Genomic DNA, 16,982 nt, shown 5'->3' with positions numbered 1-16,982 from the left:
TGCGCCGTCGGCGGTGAGGGCCTCAGCCGTTATGGCTTGCTTCCCGCCCGCGCGATCAGTTCTTTCAATCCGTTCAAGTCCAAAGCACCAGGCACCAATTCCGTGCCGACGATGAATCCCGGTGTCCCGTTGATGCCGAGGCTGCGCGCCAGGGCGCGATTCCGTTCGATGACCTGTTGCCATTCAGGGTTGCGCATGTCGGCGTCGAGACGATTCGTGTCGAGCCCGACTTCCTTTGCGATCGCGAAGATCGATTCCTTCGTCATCTCGCCTTTCGAAGCCAGCAAGGCCTCGTGGAAGGCTTGATGCTTGCCTTGGGCTTTTGACGCGAGGGCTGCTTTGGCGGCCAGCTCGGAGGCTTCGCCGAGAATGGGGAAATCCTTATAGACGACGCGCACGCGGGAATCTTCCTTCTGCAATTGGGTGACGGCGCCTGCTGCCCGCTTGCAGTAGCCGCAGCGGTAGTCGAAGAACTCCACGAGCGTAATGTTCCCGGACGCATTGCCGCTGATGGGCGAGGATGGATCGCTGACGAGTTCCTGCTGATGCGTCGCAAGCGCGGCCTTTTGCTTGGCCCGTTCTTCCGCTTCGCGTCTGGCCTCCAGCGCTTGCAACGACTGTTCGATGACCTCCGGATGGGTGCGGATGTACTGCTCGATCGCTTGTTCCAAGGATTGCTTCGTCGCAGCATCGAGGTCCGGCTCAGCGGCCACAGCGGGCAGCGAGGTCAAACCCAACATCAGGGTGAAGAGAGTGGCAACACTGGCAGAACGGCGGAGATTCATCGGGCCTCCTTTGCATCGGGTCGTATGTTCACCGCTGGTTCGGTGACGGTCGTGTATCGTGATCGGTATTCTGGAAATGCAGGTGGCACTCGTTCCGTAGTCGACGCTTCCTCCGGGGATGTCAGGCAGAGTTTCGCCCCGTCCGAATCCGTTTGCCCCATCATTCGATTCCACATTCTTGTCAGGGGCGCGACGCGAATCGGCTGCCCATCACAATCCGGTTGAACCGGAACGGCTGACGCGGGAGTGACGGCCGCATTCGGTTGGCTGGCGGTCATTGCCGCGGCCGGCAATGCGAGCACAGCAGAGGCGGTCCATAAAAAGCCCGCTACGGCGATGGATGTGGAACGTGACTTCATGTTCGGTACGTCGCAGCGAGAGGAGGGAAGGTTCGAAGATTTTCTTCGAACAAAAGGATTGCGGGTCGAGACAGAAGATTTGGCAAGTCTGGGAATCACGCTGGGCCTCGCCATGCCACGCCGAACAAGCGCTTGCGGACCGGGCCGCCGGGACTGGAGCATACGCAGCCATACGGCTCTGGGTCAACTACGCTATGGGACAATACGGGTATTTCATATCAGAACCGGCGCAGTGCCTTTTGCGCGAGCGGTTTCAGCTTCTCTACATCGCCGATGGTTTCCTGCATCGACAATTTGATCGTCGTGCCGCCCTTCTTGACGTACAGATTCGTGTAATTGAGCCCGTGCATGCCAACGGGGATCGGAAGTATCGGCAGCGGCAAGCGCTGCGCCTCCGCGATGCGTGTTCATGGCTTCGTGCTGCTTTGAGCAGGAGTCTGATCGTTCGATGGTGATGAGGGTTGATCGTGGCCCTCGATCCCTCGTCCCAGAATCCCAGGATTCTTTTTGAATTGACGGATCGCTGGATTGGGTTTGCTCTGCGCCTGGTAGGCGCCGTATCGCCGATTCAGGCTATTGACCGCATCTTGATTCATGAACGATGTGAAGGGGCGACGCCTGGCCCGTATGGTGTCGACGATATTGGGTGCCAGGGGCTCGGGCCTGTAGCCTTGCGCGTTGGGTGCGGTGCGATCCAACGGCGCATCGACTGTCGGTACGATTTGGTCGCACTGGACGGTTGGATTCAGCCAGGGATCGACGCTGCAGTGCATGGTCGCTTTGAAACGACCATAGGGGCGGGAGGGTTCACTGATCTTCGGGGCGGGGACGATAATGTCCTCGGCGGCTTGGCCGGTCGCGGGGTCGAAGGTCCCGACTCCGGTCCAGGGCACCGATACTCTAATTGCCAGTCTGGTCTGCGCCAGGTCGCAGGAACCGGTAAAGACGTAGGTATAGCGTGTCGCGACGAAGGTGGCGTTCTTCGGTTCGCTGCCATAACAATTGGGATCGTTGAATGAGATAAGTTCACCCTTCGCCTGCGCTGCTGAAGGCAACAGCAGCGGGCTCCACAGAAAAAGCCCGATGCCGACTAACAACGACGAGATCATATTGTGCCTCCTGCGTCCGTACGGTTGAAACGGTTTCGGAGCTCGCTGCAGCTGGCTGTTGGGCCCTTACAATCAATCAAGGCCGTCTCCCTTTCATGCGAGCAGGCGGAGCGCGTTCGCGATCATCGTAGCGCGCCGGGTTCGTCTGGCCGAGCGACGGGCTCGTGTCGTTGAGCCGCGCCTTGTTCGTCGATCCCACGCGGACGGATCAGCGTCGTATCGCTCAGTCCTTGTTGGGGTGATTGCCGCAGTGGCTGCGGCGTCTGGAGCGACTGCGTCGGTTGGGTCAAGAAGAGTTCGAACGGGACCGGGATGCTCCAGGAGCCCTTGTTCGGATTACTGACCCGCGCGCGCACTTGCCAGCGGCCCGCCTGCCCGCGAGTGACTCCGCCCGGTACGATGATGCCTTTGGTGAGCTGGTCCATCGACAGCGGCCATGTGTTCACATATGGGTTGAGGGCAGACGCATCCAACCAGGTAAACTCCACCTCTGCGGCAAAGCCTCCGCCTACTGCCGGGGGCGTGGCCTTGACCATGAATTGGCCTTGCACCACGCGGGCGCCCGGTTTGGGCTCCGTGAGCGCCGGCCAGTCGGGAACGACTTTCGTGGCGGCGCCGATAGCCGCTTGGTTCGCAGGTGAAAGCGGCGATCCCATCGGCTTGTCCATGAGAGGGCCGACCGATCCCGGCTTCTGACGTGTTGCGAAACTCATTTGGTACTGCTTCTCGAGCGCCGCCCGCTGGGCAGGATTGAGCTTGAACGACAGGGGCAGATTCGGTGCGTCCTGCAGCAATTGTTGGTAGGCCATGGAGAGGTAGCCGGCTAACGATGGAGGCGCCGTCTGTCTTGTCATGGCGCGACAGCGGCCGGTGGGTGCGATGCGCCAAGGGTCGGACCCGCATTGCATCGTGGAGTGAATCGTCGCTATACCGGTGACCTTCCCCAGTTCAACGAGCGTGAGCGTCATCGTTTCAAAAGTCGCTTTCGTATTGGGTTGGTGGCTCCCGGTCGCGCTCCAATCGACGACATACGCGTTGTAGGGGCTGGTTTTGCCTCTTGAGGTTTCAAATAGGTTGCAGGCTCCAGTGACGGTGTAGTCGGAGCTTGCTGATTTATGCGAGCTGGTCACTTGGCCCACCGCGCAGGCCATGGAGAGTTGACTGACCACGGCCGGTTCATCGGCCGGTGCAGGGTAGGCGAGCAACAGGGTCGTTGCCGCGAGCAGGGCAAGTGAGGATGAATAGGCCCATATTCTCGGCCCTGAACGGCCAAAGGTTTCAGAGTGACCGAAGGCCTGTGCGTCGACGTTCATGCACTCGTCCTCAGTTCGTGCGCGACCTATTTGGCTTCACGTGACGAACACGTTCTCATTCAGGGATGATCTGCATGCTTTCTTCGCATTCTCTCGCTCATGGTCCGAACGCCTTCGGCGCCCGCTGAATCGCTTTGTTCGTCGCGGTCACGACAAATTCAGTGGGTACACTCCATCCGGTTGGACGGGGTAAAGACACCTGGGCACTGATGCGGTACGTGCCAGGCAGAGACACCATGCGAGAAGGGTCCCTGCCGTTTCCTGGCGTGCCCCATCCCAGGTAGCCCGTTGGCGAACCGGCTTCGGCTGCGGTGATGGGCAGATTTGTGACGAGCCCCCAATTTCCCAGGCCGTCTCTCCGTTCGAGCCTCACGATGAAACCGGTTGCCGTCATACCCTTGGGAGGAAGCAGTTTGATGGGAACGGCGTTGTTTTGCAGGTAGAGCGCTCCTGCCGCCGGTGACAACACGACGGGAGCGATCACTGCGGGACCCGGCTGAATACCCTGTTGCAGTCGCTGGTTCTGTTTTTGTCGCGCGGTCTCTGCCGCCTCGGCAAGGGCCAGTTGTTCCGCCTGGAGATCTCTTGGTCGTTGGGCCACCAGAGCCGCCCGATCATAAGAGAACCCGGTGGTGTTGGGTTTCAACGTCTGTTCGAAGCCGTTCCGCAGGTAGGAGACGATGTAATCGAGACTTTGCACATCTCCGGTGGAAGAGAAGACCGGCTGGGTGCAGGCGGCTTTGCCCGTCACCAGCCAGGGATCTTCCACGCAACCAAGCCTGGTTTCGATTTTTCCCCGAAGCGGCGGGTTCCCGTTTAGTTGGATCGCTTCTGCCACCTTGCCTTGCCCAGGGGCATAGCTTCCTTCTGAAGTCCAAGGAATGGGGATCACTTCCACATGGTCCTCATACTTGAGCTGCTGATCGCACCGTCCGGTCATGCGATAGGTGGACTTCGCCGCTGTGAACTTCGCTTGAATGGAATCCAGATGGCAGCTGACCGTCGTCATCGGATAGATCCTCACAACGACGCCAGCAGCGCCGGCATCCCCGGCAATGGCGGACAGCACGAACAACAACGCGCCCCACATGTATCTCTGGGTGAAGATCCTTCCTTCTCGTGATTGAGTGATGGAGCCTAGTCTCGTATGGTTACCCCTCCGGAGTCGTCCGTCCCAGGACGCGCCTGCTTCGTCCAAGCATGGAAGCGATCACAAGGGATGCGGGGGCGCCCCTGATCCAAGGGAACGAGTTCCGGTTCGCATATCGACTCGGGTGTACCCGCTTCAGGAGGACATACGTGCAGAATGCACCGGCGGGCATGAGCAGAACGAACCAATCCCCGGTCTTGGAGTAGACGGTGCCTCCTCCCCCGAGGGCCACGGCACCTGTGATGGCCGATTCCTGAAAGACGTTCGATGTGGCGGCGACCACCCGGCCATACCCATCGATGAGTTGTGAGGGGCCCGCGTTCGACGCGATCACGACCGGCACACGATTTTCTACGGCTCGCATGACGGACATGAGATTGTGTTGCCGGGGGGCAGCCGTGGGGCCGAACCAGACGTCGTTCGTCAGTTGCACCAGAAGCTGTGCCCCGCCGTTGACGGATTCCCGGGCGAGGTGTGAGAAGAGATTTTCCCAACAGATTAATGCGGCGACGGAAATCTGCGGCGCGATCGTAAACAGCCGACCACTGTCACCGGCAGTCAATTCGGTCACCCGCGGGGCGAGCCACTCGGGCCAAGGGATGACGTCGGCATGCGGCACATATTCGGCAAACGGCACCAGCATGCGCTTGCGATAGGGTGGCGAGGCGGAGCCGTCCGGCTGCAACAGATGGGCGCTGTTGAACGCGCGCCGTCCGATGCTGAGCAGGCTGTCTCCTGTGGCGAATTTTTCCACCTCGGCAGCTCCGAGAACCAGCGGCACGCCGGTTTCATGGCTCAATTGCCGGAGACGATCGAGCAGCGCCGGATCGGACAGGTCGCCTGGGATTGCGCTTTCCGGCCAGACGATGAGGTTCGGATGTGACGATGCCACCTCTCTGGTCAATCGTTCGAGTCGTGCCAGGTTGGCAGTGCGCCCGGCTTCGGTCGCACGTTCGCCGATGTGAATATTCGGTTGAATCGCCGCGACCGTGATGGATTGACCGGACGCGGGAGAGAACAGTTCGGCAGCGCCCCACACATGGACAGTGACGAGAACCAATGCAGCGACCATGGCTGGGCGTCGCTCCTGCTTCAGGCAAAAGGCCGCCAGTGCGGCATTGCCCAACGCGACCAGAAACGTGACGCCATGCTCGCCGATCACGCTCGCGATCTGAAGCAGGGGGAGGTTGCGATGTTGTGTTTGGGCCAAGGTGCCCCAGGGAAGTGCGAGGAATCCCGCGTGCCCGCGGAGGTAGTCGAATACCAGCCAAAGAACAGGCGCAGAGAGAAGCAGGGGGAAATTGCGCCGCAGTGCCCAGGCGGTGGCGAAGGCCCAGATCGCCGGATAGGCCCCGACGTAGAGGGCCAGCAGAACGGCATGACGCAGGTCGAAACTGGGGACTTCGAACAACCAGCCATAGATGCCGAAGCCGGCGACGATTCCGGTCAGCAGTCCGTGTACGGCCGCCTGGCCGGGCCTGAGTCCTTGCGTTGCCAGGAGAAGCGGGACGAGGGCGCACCAGCCCAGCCAGCCGATATCCGGGGAGGGGAGAGAGAGGGCCAGCAGCGCCGCAGAAAGCAGTGCCAGCAGGACGCGTGTGCCCCGGTCAGCCACGCGCTGACGTTGATGTGCCGTCATCCCGACTCCCTCCTCCCGTCGGCCTATTCACCCGCCTCAGGTGAGTCTGCCGACGGTCGGCGAAGGTTCATTGCGCTATTGCGGTGTCGCCGACGGCGGGATCAGCTGGTTCGTCCAGGCTTTGGTCGCATTGCCGTCGCTTTCCGCCGGTTTCGTGCACTTCTTGCCCCGCACGCCATAACTGATCGTGTTGGTTCGGATCGGGCAGGTTCCGAAGGCGGTGCCGAATTGAACGACGCCTTCGATGACCGTCAGGATGCTCTGGCCGTCGGGTTGGACTTTGAGATTGAACTCCGTTTCCTTCACCGCCGCCGTGGCCACCGGGGTCTCGACCTCGAAGGCCTTCGGCCCGTCACCCGCCGTCTTTGCCCATACCTCCCCTTGGCTCAGGCGGAGAATCCATGTCGTCGGCTTGTCCTTCTGCCAACGCGAGATGATCTTGAACGTGGTTTCTTCGTTCAGTGCCACGTTCACGCCTTGTTTGAGTTGAATATAGGCCTGGCTCGAGGCGTCGGTCTTGAGGACGTCGCCCTCGAAGAGCGGCATCGTTTTCCGGCCCTGCAACTGCTCTTGGACGCCGTCGGCGCGAATGATCGTCAAGGTGCCGATGGCGTTGACGGCCCATCCCACCGGAGCATTCGCAGCAAATGCCGGCAGGCTTGTCGCGCCGATGATGGCTGCTATGGTCAGTGTCCTCGTAATGAACGATTGCGTCATGTCATCCTCCGCACTCAGAATTCTGTGTTCTCGCGTTTGGTCAAGACTGTTTCGCGTCTTGGCGATATGCCAACGGCCCTGGGATCTTCGTCTACCTCGACACGACCACTCGAATCGGCTTGCGACCGACCGGCACGGTGGCGATGTTCTGGCCGGTGCCCGTGTCGATCACTCGCACCTCGTTGCCCTTGTCATGTCCGACAAAAATGCGCGTGCCCTCGGGGTTTGCCCAAATGCCGTTGGGGCCGTCACCCACGGAGATTTCTTCAAGCACCTTGAGGTTCTTGGGATCTGCCGGGACGACCGCGACCTTGTTCGTTCCGCCGACGGTCACGTAGACGTTCGGACCCTGCATGCCCTTGAAGCCGAAGGCGATCTGCTGCGGCTTTGCGCCGACCTCCAAGGTCCCGGCGATATCTTGCGTCGCGGGATCGATCACGTAGATGTCGGTGCCTCCGGTGTTCGTGCCCCAAATGTAGCCCTTCGGACCGACGACCAGGAAGTGGGGATTTGCCCCGACGGAAAGCGATTTGACGATCTGGTGCGTCGAGGTGTCGATGATGTCGACGGTTTTGTCTCCCTGTGTGCTGACGTAGGCGAACTTGCCGTCGTGCGAAAAAGTGAGGCCGGTCGGGCCCTTGCCGGTCGGAATCGTGCCGACGATACGGAACGTCTCCGTATCCACGATCGAGATGTTGTTGTCCCCGATGTTGGCAACCCAGGCCTGTTTATTGTCGTTGGTGAGGGCGACCACGTGGCAGCGTTGTCCTGTATAGATGGAAGCGATCGTCTCCATTGTGCCCGCGTCCATGACTGAGAGGCGGCCGCTGGCGAGGTTGGTGGCGTACACGCGGCGGCCATCACGTGAGATCGCGATGTCATGGGTGGATTGATTCTTCGACTCGATGCTGCCCACCGGCGTGTAGCTGGTCGCATCAATCACCGAGACATCGTTCGAGCTTTCGTTGGCGGTATAGATTCTTGACGGGACTTCGATCGGCGCCTTGACGGTTTCGACCTCGGTGCAGCCGGCCAGGCCGATGAAGCCGATGGCGACGACGCCGATACGGGACCATGATGATGACATACGCAGCCTCCTTACTGTCCAATGAGCATGACGGAATAAAGGGGGTCTCACTATGAATGACGAGGCCCGTTATCGCACCTGTCCGAGAATCAACTGTCCTTCCACTTCGCCCTTCTTGACCGGGTGCTGATTCTGACCGGTCACTTCCGGCACCTTCTTCGACACGTAGCCGTAAGCTTCGTCGACGGTGATCATGCCGTCGCGGTCCGTGTCCGCCTGACCGCGTAAGCCTTCGAGCAAATAGTAGGTGAAGACACCGTGCCCCAGGTCTTCCCGTTCCTCACTGACCTCGCTGGCCTTGCTGGCGCTGAGCACGATGCGACCTTTGCCTTTGGAAAGGCGGCTCAGGAACGATTCCGACACGACGGCGCGGCGCGAGGCCGTGGCGAAGGTGCGGCCGGCCGTGGCGCCGCTGTAGCAGGAGTCGCTGATGAAGATGACCCGTTCTGGCGCGAGCCGGTTGAAGATCGTTTCGACTTCCCGCATCGGTAGACCGGTTGAATACAGATCTTTCGGGTCCGCGTCGTAGGGGACGATGTACTTTTCGAGACCATCGTCATCCGAGGCGGAGGCATCCGCCTCCGGCGCTCCATGGCCTGCGTAGTAAATGATGACCGTGTCCTTCTCCGCGGCCTTCCGTTTCAAGTCCGTCCCGAGCGTCCGTTTGAGATTCATCAGGGTGGCCTGCTCGTTCAACAGCAGCGTGGCATTCTCCGGCGGGACGCCGACATTGCGCATGAGGTAGTCGTAGAAGGCCTGGGCATCCACGTCCGCGTAGCGCAGCGGATGGACCGTCTTATATTTCGAGATGCCGATGACCACGGCCCAGACTTTGGCGCGATCCACCTGACGCATCACGGTGATGACCTTTTGCGCCGACAAGTTATCCCGATCGATGGCAGAGACCACGATCTCGTTCTTGCCTTCCTTTAACGTGAGTCGTTCCGAAAACTCGAGGTTCGGCTGTGCCGTCGGAACGTCCGGTTTGACGGCGATCCCACGGGCTTCGCGCTGCGTGAGGAGCTGGCCGTTGACCCGAATCTCCACCCGCGCGATGCCACGCTCGCTGGCGGCGGCTCCGGCGAGCAGGATCCTGTCCACCGTCACATCCGCTCCATCGGATGGCGAAGCAAGAGCGATGACCGGGGGAGCATTCTGGAACAGCTTCACGACCGGCGCGCCGGCGATGGACGGGATCGGCATGTCACCTTTGGCCGACTCAGCCGGTTCACGCGCGTCGTGTTTGGCGATCCAGCCGGTTTCCTTCGGGGAAATCTGGACGCGCCACCAGTCGCCAAGCTCGCCCGTGACGGCCAGTCCCTGGTCCTTGGCAGCCGAGGCAATCACGGAGGTGTCGGGGCCCGCGCCGCTGTGGATCTTCGCCGAGGGTTCGCTCACGGCCACCAGTTTGTTGGTGGCGACGATCTGCGGGGACGGCCGGTGGTCGACCGCGAGCTTGAGTTGTTCGTCCAGCGTGACGTTCAGGCCGCGTTCGCGAATGTAAAGGCGGAGCGACAATTCTTCGGCCTTGATGTCACGTGCCACGATCAGATTCACGCGGGCCGTTTTGGTTTCATCCGGACTAAGCGGGCCGAGCTCCAGGGTTGTCTGGCTGAGACGTGCATCTCGCGAACCGGGCAGGCTCAGTTCGATCGTCGTCTGTTGGGCTACGACCGGACCGACGTTCTTGACCGTGAGCAAGAGGTCGATGGCTTCGCCTTTTTGAATGCGGCCGTCTCCGTTGCCGACCGACTGGCCGCTGCCATCGTCCAGCAACTGGTGGGTATAGGCGAAGCGGGGACGCGGTTGCCCCTTCAGGCTGAGGGCCGCTTGCAGCGGATTCGGGATGAAGCCGTTGTATTCATCGAATTCCAGCGCAACCGGAATGGAACCGTCGGGCCGGTCGGCCGGGAGCGGGAGAGTTACGGCGTCGTCCAGCGTTTGACCCGGATCAATTTTTCCGAAGTAAAACAGCAACCCGTTCAAGGCGGGGTCGTCGCTTTTCGTGCGGGCCTGGAATTGATAGAGGGGGCCCTTGCCTTTGTTGGTTACCGACAGTGTGAGGGTAACCGGCTGGCCTGCGACGAGTTCCATCGGCCTAATCGACAGCTCCGCTTCCGGCAGCGGCGGCGGCGAGGGAGCGGCGCCTATCTCGTTCCCGCGCTGTTTGATCTTGTCGGCCAAGTCGGCGGTGATGGTGGCCGGGACGCTCGGTTGCAGACGCGCGGTCTTGTCGCGGCCGCCGCTGGCGACCACAGTGCCGTTGGGAGAGATCGCGACGGCGCGGACCGGACCCTTGTGGCCGGCCAGGCGGTGCCGCTCACGTCCGGTCGTGGCGTCCCACAGGCGCACGGTGCCGTCCGCCCCGCCGGAGACGAGGGAACGCCCATCCGTCGAAAAGGCGATTCCGAAAATGTCACCCGCGTGGCCGGTCAGCATGACGCGTTCCTGGCCGGCGTCGATATCCCACAGGCGGATCGTGCCGTCCGCGGAGGCGCTCCCGAGGAGGTGACTGCCCGGTGCAAACGCCAGAGCATGAACGGCACCGGTGTGGCCGGTGAGGGCGCTGCGTTGCAGCCCCGTGGCCAGGTCCCAGAGATGGATCTGCATATCGCTGCTGCCGGTGGCCACCAACTTGCCGTTCGGCGAGAACACGATGCCGTAGACCACGCCGAATTGGCCGCGTATGGACTTGAGTTCCTTGCCGCTCGCGGCATCCCAAAAGCGCAGGCTGCCGTCGTTGCCTCCGCTGGCCAGCATCTTGCCGTCGCCGGAAAAGGCTAGGGCGCGCACGGCGCCGAAGGTGGAGGTTACCGCGCGGACTTCCTGTCCGGAGCCGAGATCCCAGATCCGTACAGAGGTGTCAGCGCTTCCCGAGGCTAGGAACTTGCCGTCCGGGGAGAAGGTGAGGGCGTAGACGGCTCCCATGTGCCCGCGGAGGACCTTGAGGTCCCGCCCGGTTTCCGGGTCCCAAAGTCGAATGGTTTGATCCGTTCCGGCGGTGGCAAGCAGGCGTCCGTTGGGGGAGAACGCAACGGCGAGAATCTCGCTCGCGTGGCCGTTGAGTACTCGAGGGGCTGTTTCGGTCTGGTCCGACCAAGCCGGGCCTGACGCCCACGCAAGTAGTACCCATGCCACACTGGCAAGAACCAGAGCTGTGCGCATAGGGCGAACCTTCATCCCGACTTCCCGGACGCCCAAGAGCGGGGCCCTGCCAATGACTTGATATCCCGTCCCACCTTCGAACTGTTCGTCGACGCCTCGAACTCGAAGGTTCAACTGAACACGTAAGACGGCGTAGTCTATTTTTCAGGTTGAAGAAATGTCAATCGGAGCAGGACAGAGTTCGAGGTCAATGCAAGCATTTGAGGGGCTCGGTCTTGCCGGAAGGAAGTCCGCTCGCATACAATGATAGATCGTTCTCAATCCCTCCCCGATCGCTTCCCCGACTGCCCCATCCAGAGCGGCGACGGTCAGCGAATCCGTACCTACGCGATTGAAAGCGGCGGGGGCCTGTTGTACACTCCCAAACCTCAGTCATTCCTCGTAGTAGGACGTACGACGATGGGGGAGTCGATTCCCAATTTGTTTGCGCGATTGGGTCTCTGGATCATGACGGCTCTTGTCGTCTGCCCGTTTGGGGCGTTCCTTCCCGATTTCGTCCAAGCCGCGTCCCGCGGTGCCAGCCCTGCCGTCAAAGCCATCCCCGGTGAGGTGACGCTCGAAGGCGAGTATTGGGCGCTCATCATCGGAATCGACGAATACCAGGCTGCCCCAAAACTGAAAACCGCCGTTTCGGATGCGAGCGCCATCCGCCGAGTGCTGATGGATCGGTACGGCTTCAAAGCGGACAGGGTCAGGTTCCTCATTAACGGAGACGCGACGCGAAGCCGTATCGAAGGGGCATTCGTCAAATTGGCAAAGGAAGCCGGCCCAAACGACAGCGTCCTCATCTATTACGCCGGGCATGGCCAGTACAGCGACGACAATCAATTGGCCTGGTGGGTGCCGGTGGAAGCGAGCCTGGAGGAACCGGGCACCTGGATCCTCGATGCGGCCATTCGCAACTATGTTGCGGCAATGCGAGCGCGTCATGTCTATGTGATTGCGGATTCATGCTTCAGCGGCAATCTGTTCGCGCAAACCCGCGCGATCATTCCTCCGATGGGAGACCGATACTACGCCAAACTCTATGCGAAGCGGTCCCGTTGGGGGCTCACGTCCGGGAGCACCGAGCCGGTGGCCGATCAGGGCAAGGATGGGCACAGTGTGTTTGCCTACCACCTGATTAAATTCCTCAATGAGAACGATGAGCCCTATCTGGTGCCCAGCCGCATCGCGGACCACGTCATTCCGTTGGTCGCGCGCAATGCCGAGCAGATGCCGCGCAGCCAGCCGCTGCAGGGAGCCAACGATGAAGGCGGGCAATTCGTGCTCCAGTTGTCCTCTCTCGCGCGTGGATTGGAGGAGCAGGGCAAACAGGCGGAAGAATCTCTGCGCCGCGCGCGCGAGCAGGTCCGCGACGATCTGAAGCAGGAGCTGGATCGGCTGGCGGAGGAGCGGCGTCGGCTGGAACTTGAGGCGAAGGACAAGTTGGAGAAGGAGCGCGCGCATCTACTGGAACTCGAACGGCAGCTCGAGAAGCAACGCCGGGATGAAGCGGATGTGAAGCGGCAACTGGAAGAGGAGCATCGCCAGCGAGTGGAGGCGGAGCGTCAAGCGGCCGAGGCGCGAAAGGGCGGAGAAGCGGCCGAGCAGGCCGCCAAGCAGCAGGCGGCGAGGGATCAGCGTGAAGTGGAGGTGGAAACGCAGCGCAAATTGGCCGAGGAGCGGCGGCAGCGGGTGTTGCTCGAGCGACAGTTGGCGGAGCAACGCCAACGTGAAACGGAGACCAAGAAGGCGTTGGAACAGGAACAATCCAAACGACAGGAAGCGGAGCGATTGGCGAATCAAGAGCGGGTGCGGGGTATCGAGCCCCAGCCCGAGAGTAAACCGGAGAAGAGCAAGAGAGCCCCCTTTGTCGGGGGATTCTAGCTAGCTCGCTCACACGCGTGAAGGAGGCAGTGCATGAAGAGCTGGAGACAGGTGGGTTGTGGGATGGTGGTCATCGGCGTCCTGGCGATGGGGGTGTTCGGCGGAAGTGCCTCAGCGGCGGAACCGGCCCCTGACGAGCCGAGCCATGGACTTTTCGGCGACCGGTTTTCCCTGGATGTGGGCTGGAAATTTTGGGTGGCGAAATGGCAGGCAGCCGGATCGGTCGGCGCCATCAACTCGACTAGGACCTCGGACACGACAACCTTGACCGGACCGAGCATCACCGGGTCCGTCCGGCTGCGTGACGATGAATTCCTCCATAGCCTCGGTGTGAACTTTACCTGGTTGCAGGCCGGAGGGTTCGATTTCTCCTCGTTCGGCCTGGGCCCGACGGATGTGACTTCGGCTATCCGGCGTGACTACTCGGTCGTGGGCACGCTTGCGATTTGGCGGGGGTTCGGGATCTTCGGCGGCTACTATCATATGCAGCAGCGGTTCAGCAGCCAGTTTCTCACCATCACCGGCCCGGCTCACAGCTCGGTCTGGATCAGCGGACCGGTCGTCGGTATGTATGGGTCCGGAACGGTCGGTGGACCGGTGAAGGCCTACGGTAACTTTTCCATGGGATTCTTCGATGAGAAGACCAACCAAGCGGGAACCGGAGTCGGCCCTGGTCGGGTGGTGGCCAACGGTGCCCAGGGCTATGCGGCGGAAGTTGGGTTGTCGGTCGATGGCCCGAGCCTGAAGACCAAGATGGGCACAATCGGTTCCGCAATTCAGGGCGGGTTCCGCGCTCAGATCATCAACATCAACAATTCCCCACTGGCGAACAACGACATTACGTGGGGACCGACATTCCAGATTGTTGCTCGTTTCTAATCCTGGGTTGGCGGTGTTGGTGTCTGGCGGCCAGGAAGTCTCACGAGAAAGGGATGCGCAGATGGCACGGATGACGGCTGGTGTCATGACGATCGTATTGGGGTGTCTGGTTGGGTTTGCTGCACAGCCGGTCGAGGCGGCAACACCTTGCCTGCCTGCGGAACGGTCGACGAAAACGGAAGACGTGGCCGTGGATCAACTGAATCAGGATCTTCGCGTGCTCCGTGAGTTGGACGACAAACGGCTTCGCGGCGACATCACGGAACGCGAATATCAGCTGTTGTGGGAGGCTCAGGTGGCTCGCGGCCAGGCGCCGGGCTGCCGGGACCAGACTTCGTTGCCCGCCCGCAGGGCGACGGCCGTGGTCAAACCGATTCCATTCGTGGGGCCGGCGTTCTAGGCGGCGGTTCAGATGAGGGCGCGCGATCGGCGCGCCCTCATCGCGAGGTAGCCGGGACGCTTTGCAGAAAGCGTCTGCTGATCGACCAATCGGTTTGTCCCCTCATCCGACGCGCGCTCGAATCGACGGCATCCGCTTCGACCAATTCTTTGACGCGCGGGATTTCCCGGTTCGAACTCAGCATCACATAGGTGTCGTTGCCGAAGGGCGCGTGCACTTGGATCACGGCGCTTTCCCCCATCGACACGCGGACCAAGTCCTTGGCCGGTGGCGCATTCGCGCCGAGTTGCGGCAGCAGGTGTTCCCGCTCCTTGCTTGCGTCGTTGGGGAACAGGAGCGTAGAGCGGCCGTCTTGGTCGATCACGAACACATAGACATACCGGGCCTGTACTCCCCAATTGGCCTGCAACGCCGCAATAGTGTCTTGGTCCGATTCGAGGACCAATTGATAGGTCCCTTCCGGCAATTGATCGTCCCGTGATCGTGGCGCGGGTGTAAGCGGGACAAATCCCAAGCGATAGGGGAAACGCCGATCATCCGCGGGGCTTTCCACGTTGAGCCAGTGATACAGCTTGGCCAAGTGCGGAAGGCAGGCTTTCAAGCCGCCATCCGTGCAGGGATTGCGGAGTGTCTGGGCATGCCCCCAGGCGGTCCGGACGGGGAGGGGAATCGTGGAGGTCTTCGTCGATTGAGAATTTGACGTGAACGTTCGCAGCATCCAGGCGTGCTCGCTTCGAGGGCCGGCTGCCCGCCCCACTAATAGATAGTCCGCGTCGTCCAGCTCCTGCGTCAGTTCAGCGCGTCCTTCACCGCCCCTCCCGACCGGGACCAAGATGTTGCGCAGATTGGCGGAAGGCGGCAAGTTCATGAAGAGTCGAACGGTGGATTTCTCGATAGGAAGATGTGCCAGTACGGATCCGCTTTCCGGTTGGGGCCCGAGCGCGATGCCTGGACCGGTGGGGCCAGTCAGCGTCCACTGTTTGCCTGTCCACGCCAGCAAGTGGGTGATCGCCTGCTCGGCGGGATCCTCGACCCACGTGGCGCCGGCAGCGGTCAGGTGCCGGCGCAGCTCGATCGACAAATTCAGGACTGAGGTCTCATCCGTTGTTGGAGGCGGAATATAGATCTTGAGGGTTCGTTCCGGCAGGCTGCCCCAATGCACCACTTCAAATTCGTCTCCGGATCGAATCGATTTCCAGTTGCCCTGGATGACCGCAGCCTGACTCCGCAGGAGGTCGCGCACCTGAGTAATGCGGAGCCGGAGCGGGGGGCCGCCGGCGCTATGAGTGGGGACCAGTTCCGTACCGGGCCGCAAGCCGAGGGCCAGGCCGCCTTGCAGTTCGATGTCGTCGGCTCCGTCCGTGTGGACCACGTTCAGGTGCAACTCACGAGGACCATCGACCGGAGCGTTGCCGAAAAGGGGCGCGTGGCGTCGAGCCGGTAGTCCTGCCAAGATGGGATCCTGACGCAATCCCATGGCCTTCAGTTTCGCCGTCACCCGATCGAAGAGCCGCTCGGCCGCGGTGTCGGTGGGAAAATGCTGCAAGGTATCCATCAACGCGAGCGTAAAGGCCCCGTGCCATTCTTTCTTCTCGCCGCTCCGAAGCGCAGCTTCGCTGGCGAATTGGTCTTCCTGTGCGGCAGAGATGACCAGGGCCCCCTCGCGCTTTTCCGGCTCTTGTCCGGGCTGGTGCGAGGGCGATTCCGGTCCGATCAACTGGGCGACGTCCCGCTCGTCTTCCTCCAGGAACCGGACTCCCGCCTGATGGGGCGCCACCCCACGCGAGATGGAGCCGCTATGACAACTGTCGAAAATGGCCGTGAGTCGGAGACCCTTATCGAGCGCGCGCGTGAACAGGCGGTCCCATTCCTTGTCTCGGATATCGACGATGGTGGATCTACCGTCGCCGCGGTTCGCATCCGCTGGTACGATGGTCTCGTCCTTTTTGTCGAGTTCCGGAGAGTTTGAATTGCGAACTCGTGAGCCGTGGCCTGCGTAAAAGAGAACGATATGATCACCTGGTTGTGATCGATCAATCAAGTGATGGTTGAACTCTGAAATGATGCGTGATCTCGTCGCGGCTTCGTCGGTCAGGAGGACGACGTTACGTTCGTCAAAGCTGAACTGTTTGATGAGAATTTCCCTGATGGCCGTGGCATCGTTGACCGACCCCTGAAGGTTCGGCCAGACCCGACGCCCGTGTTCTTTTGCCAAGGTAAGGTCTTCCGAGGATAACCCATGGTCATACCGATCGATGCCGATCAGGAGGGCTCGTCGAGTTTCGGCCGCCGCCTGCTCGGGAGCAGGGAAGGCCACTGTGATCAGAAGTAAAAGGAGCAGGATGGCGACGAGCCTGGCAAGTTTCATGGATGATCTGTGAGGCCTTCCTTCACGTGCCCGAGTCAGGCCTCGAAGGACTGGGCGGAAGGCGACCGACTTTGATACACTGGCGCCCGCAGTATCGCGCCCAACAGGCGCCGGGGCGCACTATTTCATGTTCGTGATCGCC

At 61.3% G+C, this 16,982-nt stretch carries 13 protein-coding genes; 3 read left to right on the top strand and 10 right to left on the bottom strand.

Annotated elements, in window-relative coordinates; all coding sequences use genetic code 11:
- Positions 1-29: 29 nt before the first annotated feature.
- The 9 genes from KF814_05195 to KF814_05155 form a co-directional block, all read right to left on the bottom strand.
- On the bottom strand, positions 30-785 hold the full coding sequence (locus KF814_05195; GenBank protein ID MBX3235526.1) for a DsbA family protein: 756 nt from the start codon (positions 783-785) through the stop codon (positions 30-32).
- Positions 786-1,362: 577 nt separating this feature from the next.
- Positions 1,363-1,527, bottom strand: coding sequence for a hypothetical protein (locus tag KF814_05190; GenBank protein ID MBX3235525.1), 165 nt, complete (start codon positions 1,525-1,527; stop codon positions 1,363-1,365).
- 24 nt (positions 1,528-1,551) lie between these two features.
- Positions 1,552-2,253 carry a hypothetical protein gene (locus tag KF814_05185; protein ID MBX3235524.1) on the bottom strand — a complete coding sequence of 234 codons (702 nt, stop codon included), beginning with the start codon at positions 2,251-2,253 and terminating at the stop codon, positions 1,552-1,554.
- 122 nt (positions 2,254-2,375) lie between these two features.
- Positions 2,376-3,566, bottom strand: coding sequence for a hypothetical protein (locus KF814_05180; protein ID MBX3235523.1), 1,191 nt, complete (start codon positions 3,564-3,566; stop codon positions 2,376-2,378).
- 97 nt (positions 3,567-3,663) lie between these two features.
- Positions 3,664-4,656, bottom strand: coding sequence for a hypothetical protein (locus tag KF814_05175; protein MBX3235522.1), 993 nt, complete (start codon positions 4,654-4,656; stop codon positions 3,664-3,666).
- Positions 4,657-4,717: 61 nt separating this feature from the next.
- Positions 4,718-6,355 carry an apolipoprotein N-acyltransferase gene (lnt, locus tag KF814_05170; GenBank protein MBX3235521.1) on the bottom strand — a complete coding sequence of 546 codons (1,638 nt, stop codon included), beginning with the start codon at positions 6,353-6,355 and terminating at the stop codon, positions 4,718-4,720.
- Between the two features lie 75 nt (positions 6,356-6,430).
- Positions 6,431-7,072 carry a FecR domain-containing protein gene (locus tag KF814_05165; protein MBX3235520.1) on the bottom strand — a complete coding sequence of 214 codons (642 nt, stop codon included), beginning with the start codon at positions 7,070-7,072 and terminating at the stop codon, positions 6,431-6,433.
- Positions 7,073-7,163: 91 nt separating this feature from the next.
- The gene (locus KF814_05160) at positions 7,164-8,159 is read right to left on the bottom strand and encodes a beta-propeller fold lactonase family protein (protein MBX3235519.1); all 996 of its coding nucleotides are present in this window, start codon (positions 8,157-8,159) and stop codon (positions 7,164-7,166) included.
- Between the two features lie 69 nt (positions 8,160-8,228).
- A complete protein-coding gene (locus KF814_05155; GenBank protein ID MBX3235518.1) occupies positions 8,229-11,324 on the bottom strand; it encodes a caspase family protein in 3,096 nt (1,031 codons plus the stop codon).
- A gap of 243 nt (positions 11,325-11,567) precedes the next feature.
- On the opposite strand from KF814_05155, the gene KF814_05150 reads away from it, so the two are divergent.
- From KF814_05150 to KF814_05140, 3 genes are all read left to right on the top strand, one after another.
- Positions 11,568-13,193, top strand: a complete 1,626-nt coding sequence (locus tag KF814_05150) for a caspase family protein (protein ID MBX3235517.1) — start codon at positions 11,568-11,570, stop codon at positions 13,191-13,193.
- Between the two features lie 33 nt (positions 13,194-13,226).
- Positions 13,227-14,072, top strand: a complete 846-nt coding sequence (locus KF814_05145) for a hypothetical protein (protein ID MBX3235516.1) — start codon at positions 13,227-13,229, stop codon at positions 14,070-14,072.
- Between the two features lie 61 nt (positions 14,073-14,133).
- Positions 14,134-14,472 carry a hypothetical protein gene (locus tag KF814_05140; GenBank protein ID MBX3235515.1) on the top strand — a complete coding sequence of 113 codons (339 nt, stop codon included), beginning with the start codon at positions 14,134-14,136 and terminating at the stop codon, positions 14,470-14,472.
- A 37-nt stretch (positions 14,473-14,509) separates the two neighbouring features.
- Here the strand turns inward: KF814_05140 and KF814_05135 are convergent, their stop codons facing one another.
- Positions 14,510-16,840, bottom strand: coding sequence for a caspase family protein (locus KF814_05135; GenBank protein MBX3235514.1), 2,331 nt, complete (start codon positions 16,838-16,840; stop codon positions 14,510-14,512).
- Positions 16,841-16,982: the final 142 nt, after the last annotated feature.

Source organism: Nitrospiraceae bacterium (assembly GCA_019637075.1).
In the GTDB taxonomy this organism is placed as follows: domain Bacteria; phylum Nitrospirota; class Nitrospiria; order Nitrospirales; family Nitrospiraceae; genus JAHBWI01.
The sequence above is the reverse complement of the archived record's forward strand: the minus strand, read 5'-3'. Positions and strand labels throughout refer to the sequence as shown.

What these genes read in the sequence shown, in the direction of transcription:
- KF814_05195 (MBX3235526.1), bottom strand. Translation starts at nt 785, where the DNA reads ATGAATCTCCGCCGTTCTGCCAGTGTTGCCACTCTCTTCACCCTGATG.
- KF814_05185 (MBX3235524.1), bottom strand. Translation starts at nt 2,253, where the DNA reads ATGATCTCGTCGTTGTTAGTCGGCATCGGGCTTTTTCTGTGGAGCCCG.
- KF814_05180 (MBX3235523.1), bottom strand. Translation starts at nt 3,566, where the DNA reads ATGAACGTCGACGCACAGGCCTTCGGTCACTCTGAAACCTTTGGCCGT.
- KF814_05175 (MBX3235522.1), bottom strand. Translation starts at nt 4,656, where the DNA reads ATGTGGGGCGCGTTGTTGTTCGTGCTGTCCGCCATTGCCGGGGATGCC.
- lnt (MBX3235521.1), bottom strand. Translation starts at nt 6,355, where the DNA reads ATGACGGCACATCAACGTCAGCGCGTGGCTGACCGGGGCACACGCGTC.
- KF814_05165 (MBX3235520.1), bottom strand. Translation starts at nt 7,072, where the DNA reads ATGACGCAATCGTTCATTACGAGGACACTGACCATAGCAGCCATCATC.
- KF814_05160 (MBX3235519.1), bottom strand. Translation starts at nt 8,159, where the DNA reads ATGTCATCATCATGGTCCCGTATCGGCGTCGTCGCCATCGGCTTCATC.
- KF814_05155 (MBX3235518.1), bottom strand. Translation starts at nt 11,324, where the DNA reads ATGCGCACAGCTCTGGTTCTTGCCAGTGTGGCATGGGTACTACTTGCG.
- KF814_05150 (MBX3235517.1), top strand. Translation starts at nt 11,568, where the DNA reads ATGATAGATCGTTCTCAATCCCTCCCCGATCGCTTCCCCGACTGCCCC.
- KF814_05145 (MBX3235516.1), top strand. Translation starts at nt 13,227, where the DNA reads ATGAAGAGCTGGAGACAGGTGGGTTGTGGGATGGTGGTCATCGGCGTC.
- KF814_05140 (MBX3235515.1), top strand. Translation starts at nt 14,134, where the DNA reads ATGGCACGGATGACGGCTGGTGTCATGACGATCGTATTGGGGTGTCTG.
- KF814_05135 (MBX3235514.1), bottom strand. Translation starts at nt 16,840, where the DNA reads ATGAAACTTGCCAGGCTCGTCGCCATCCTGCTCCTTTTACTTCTGATC.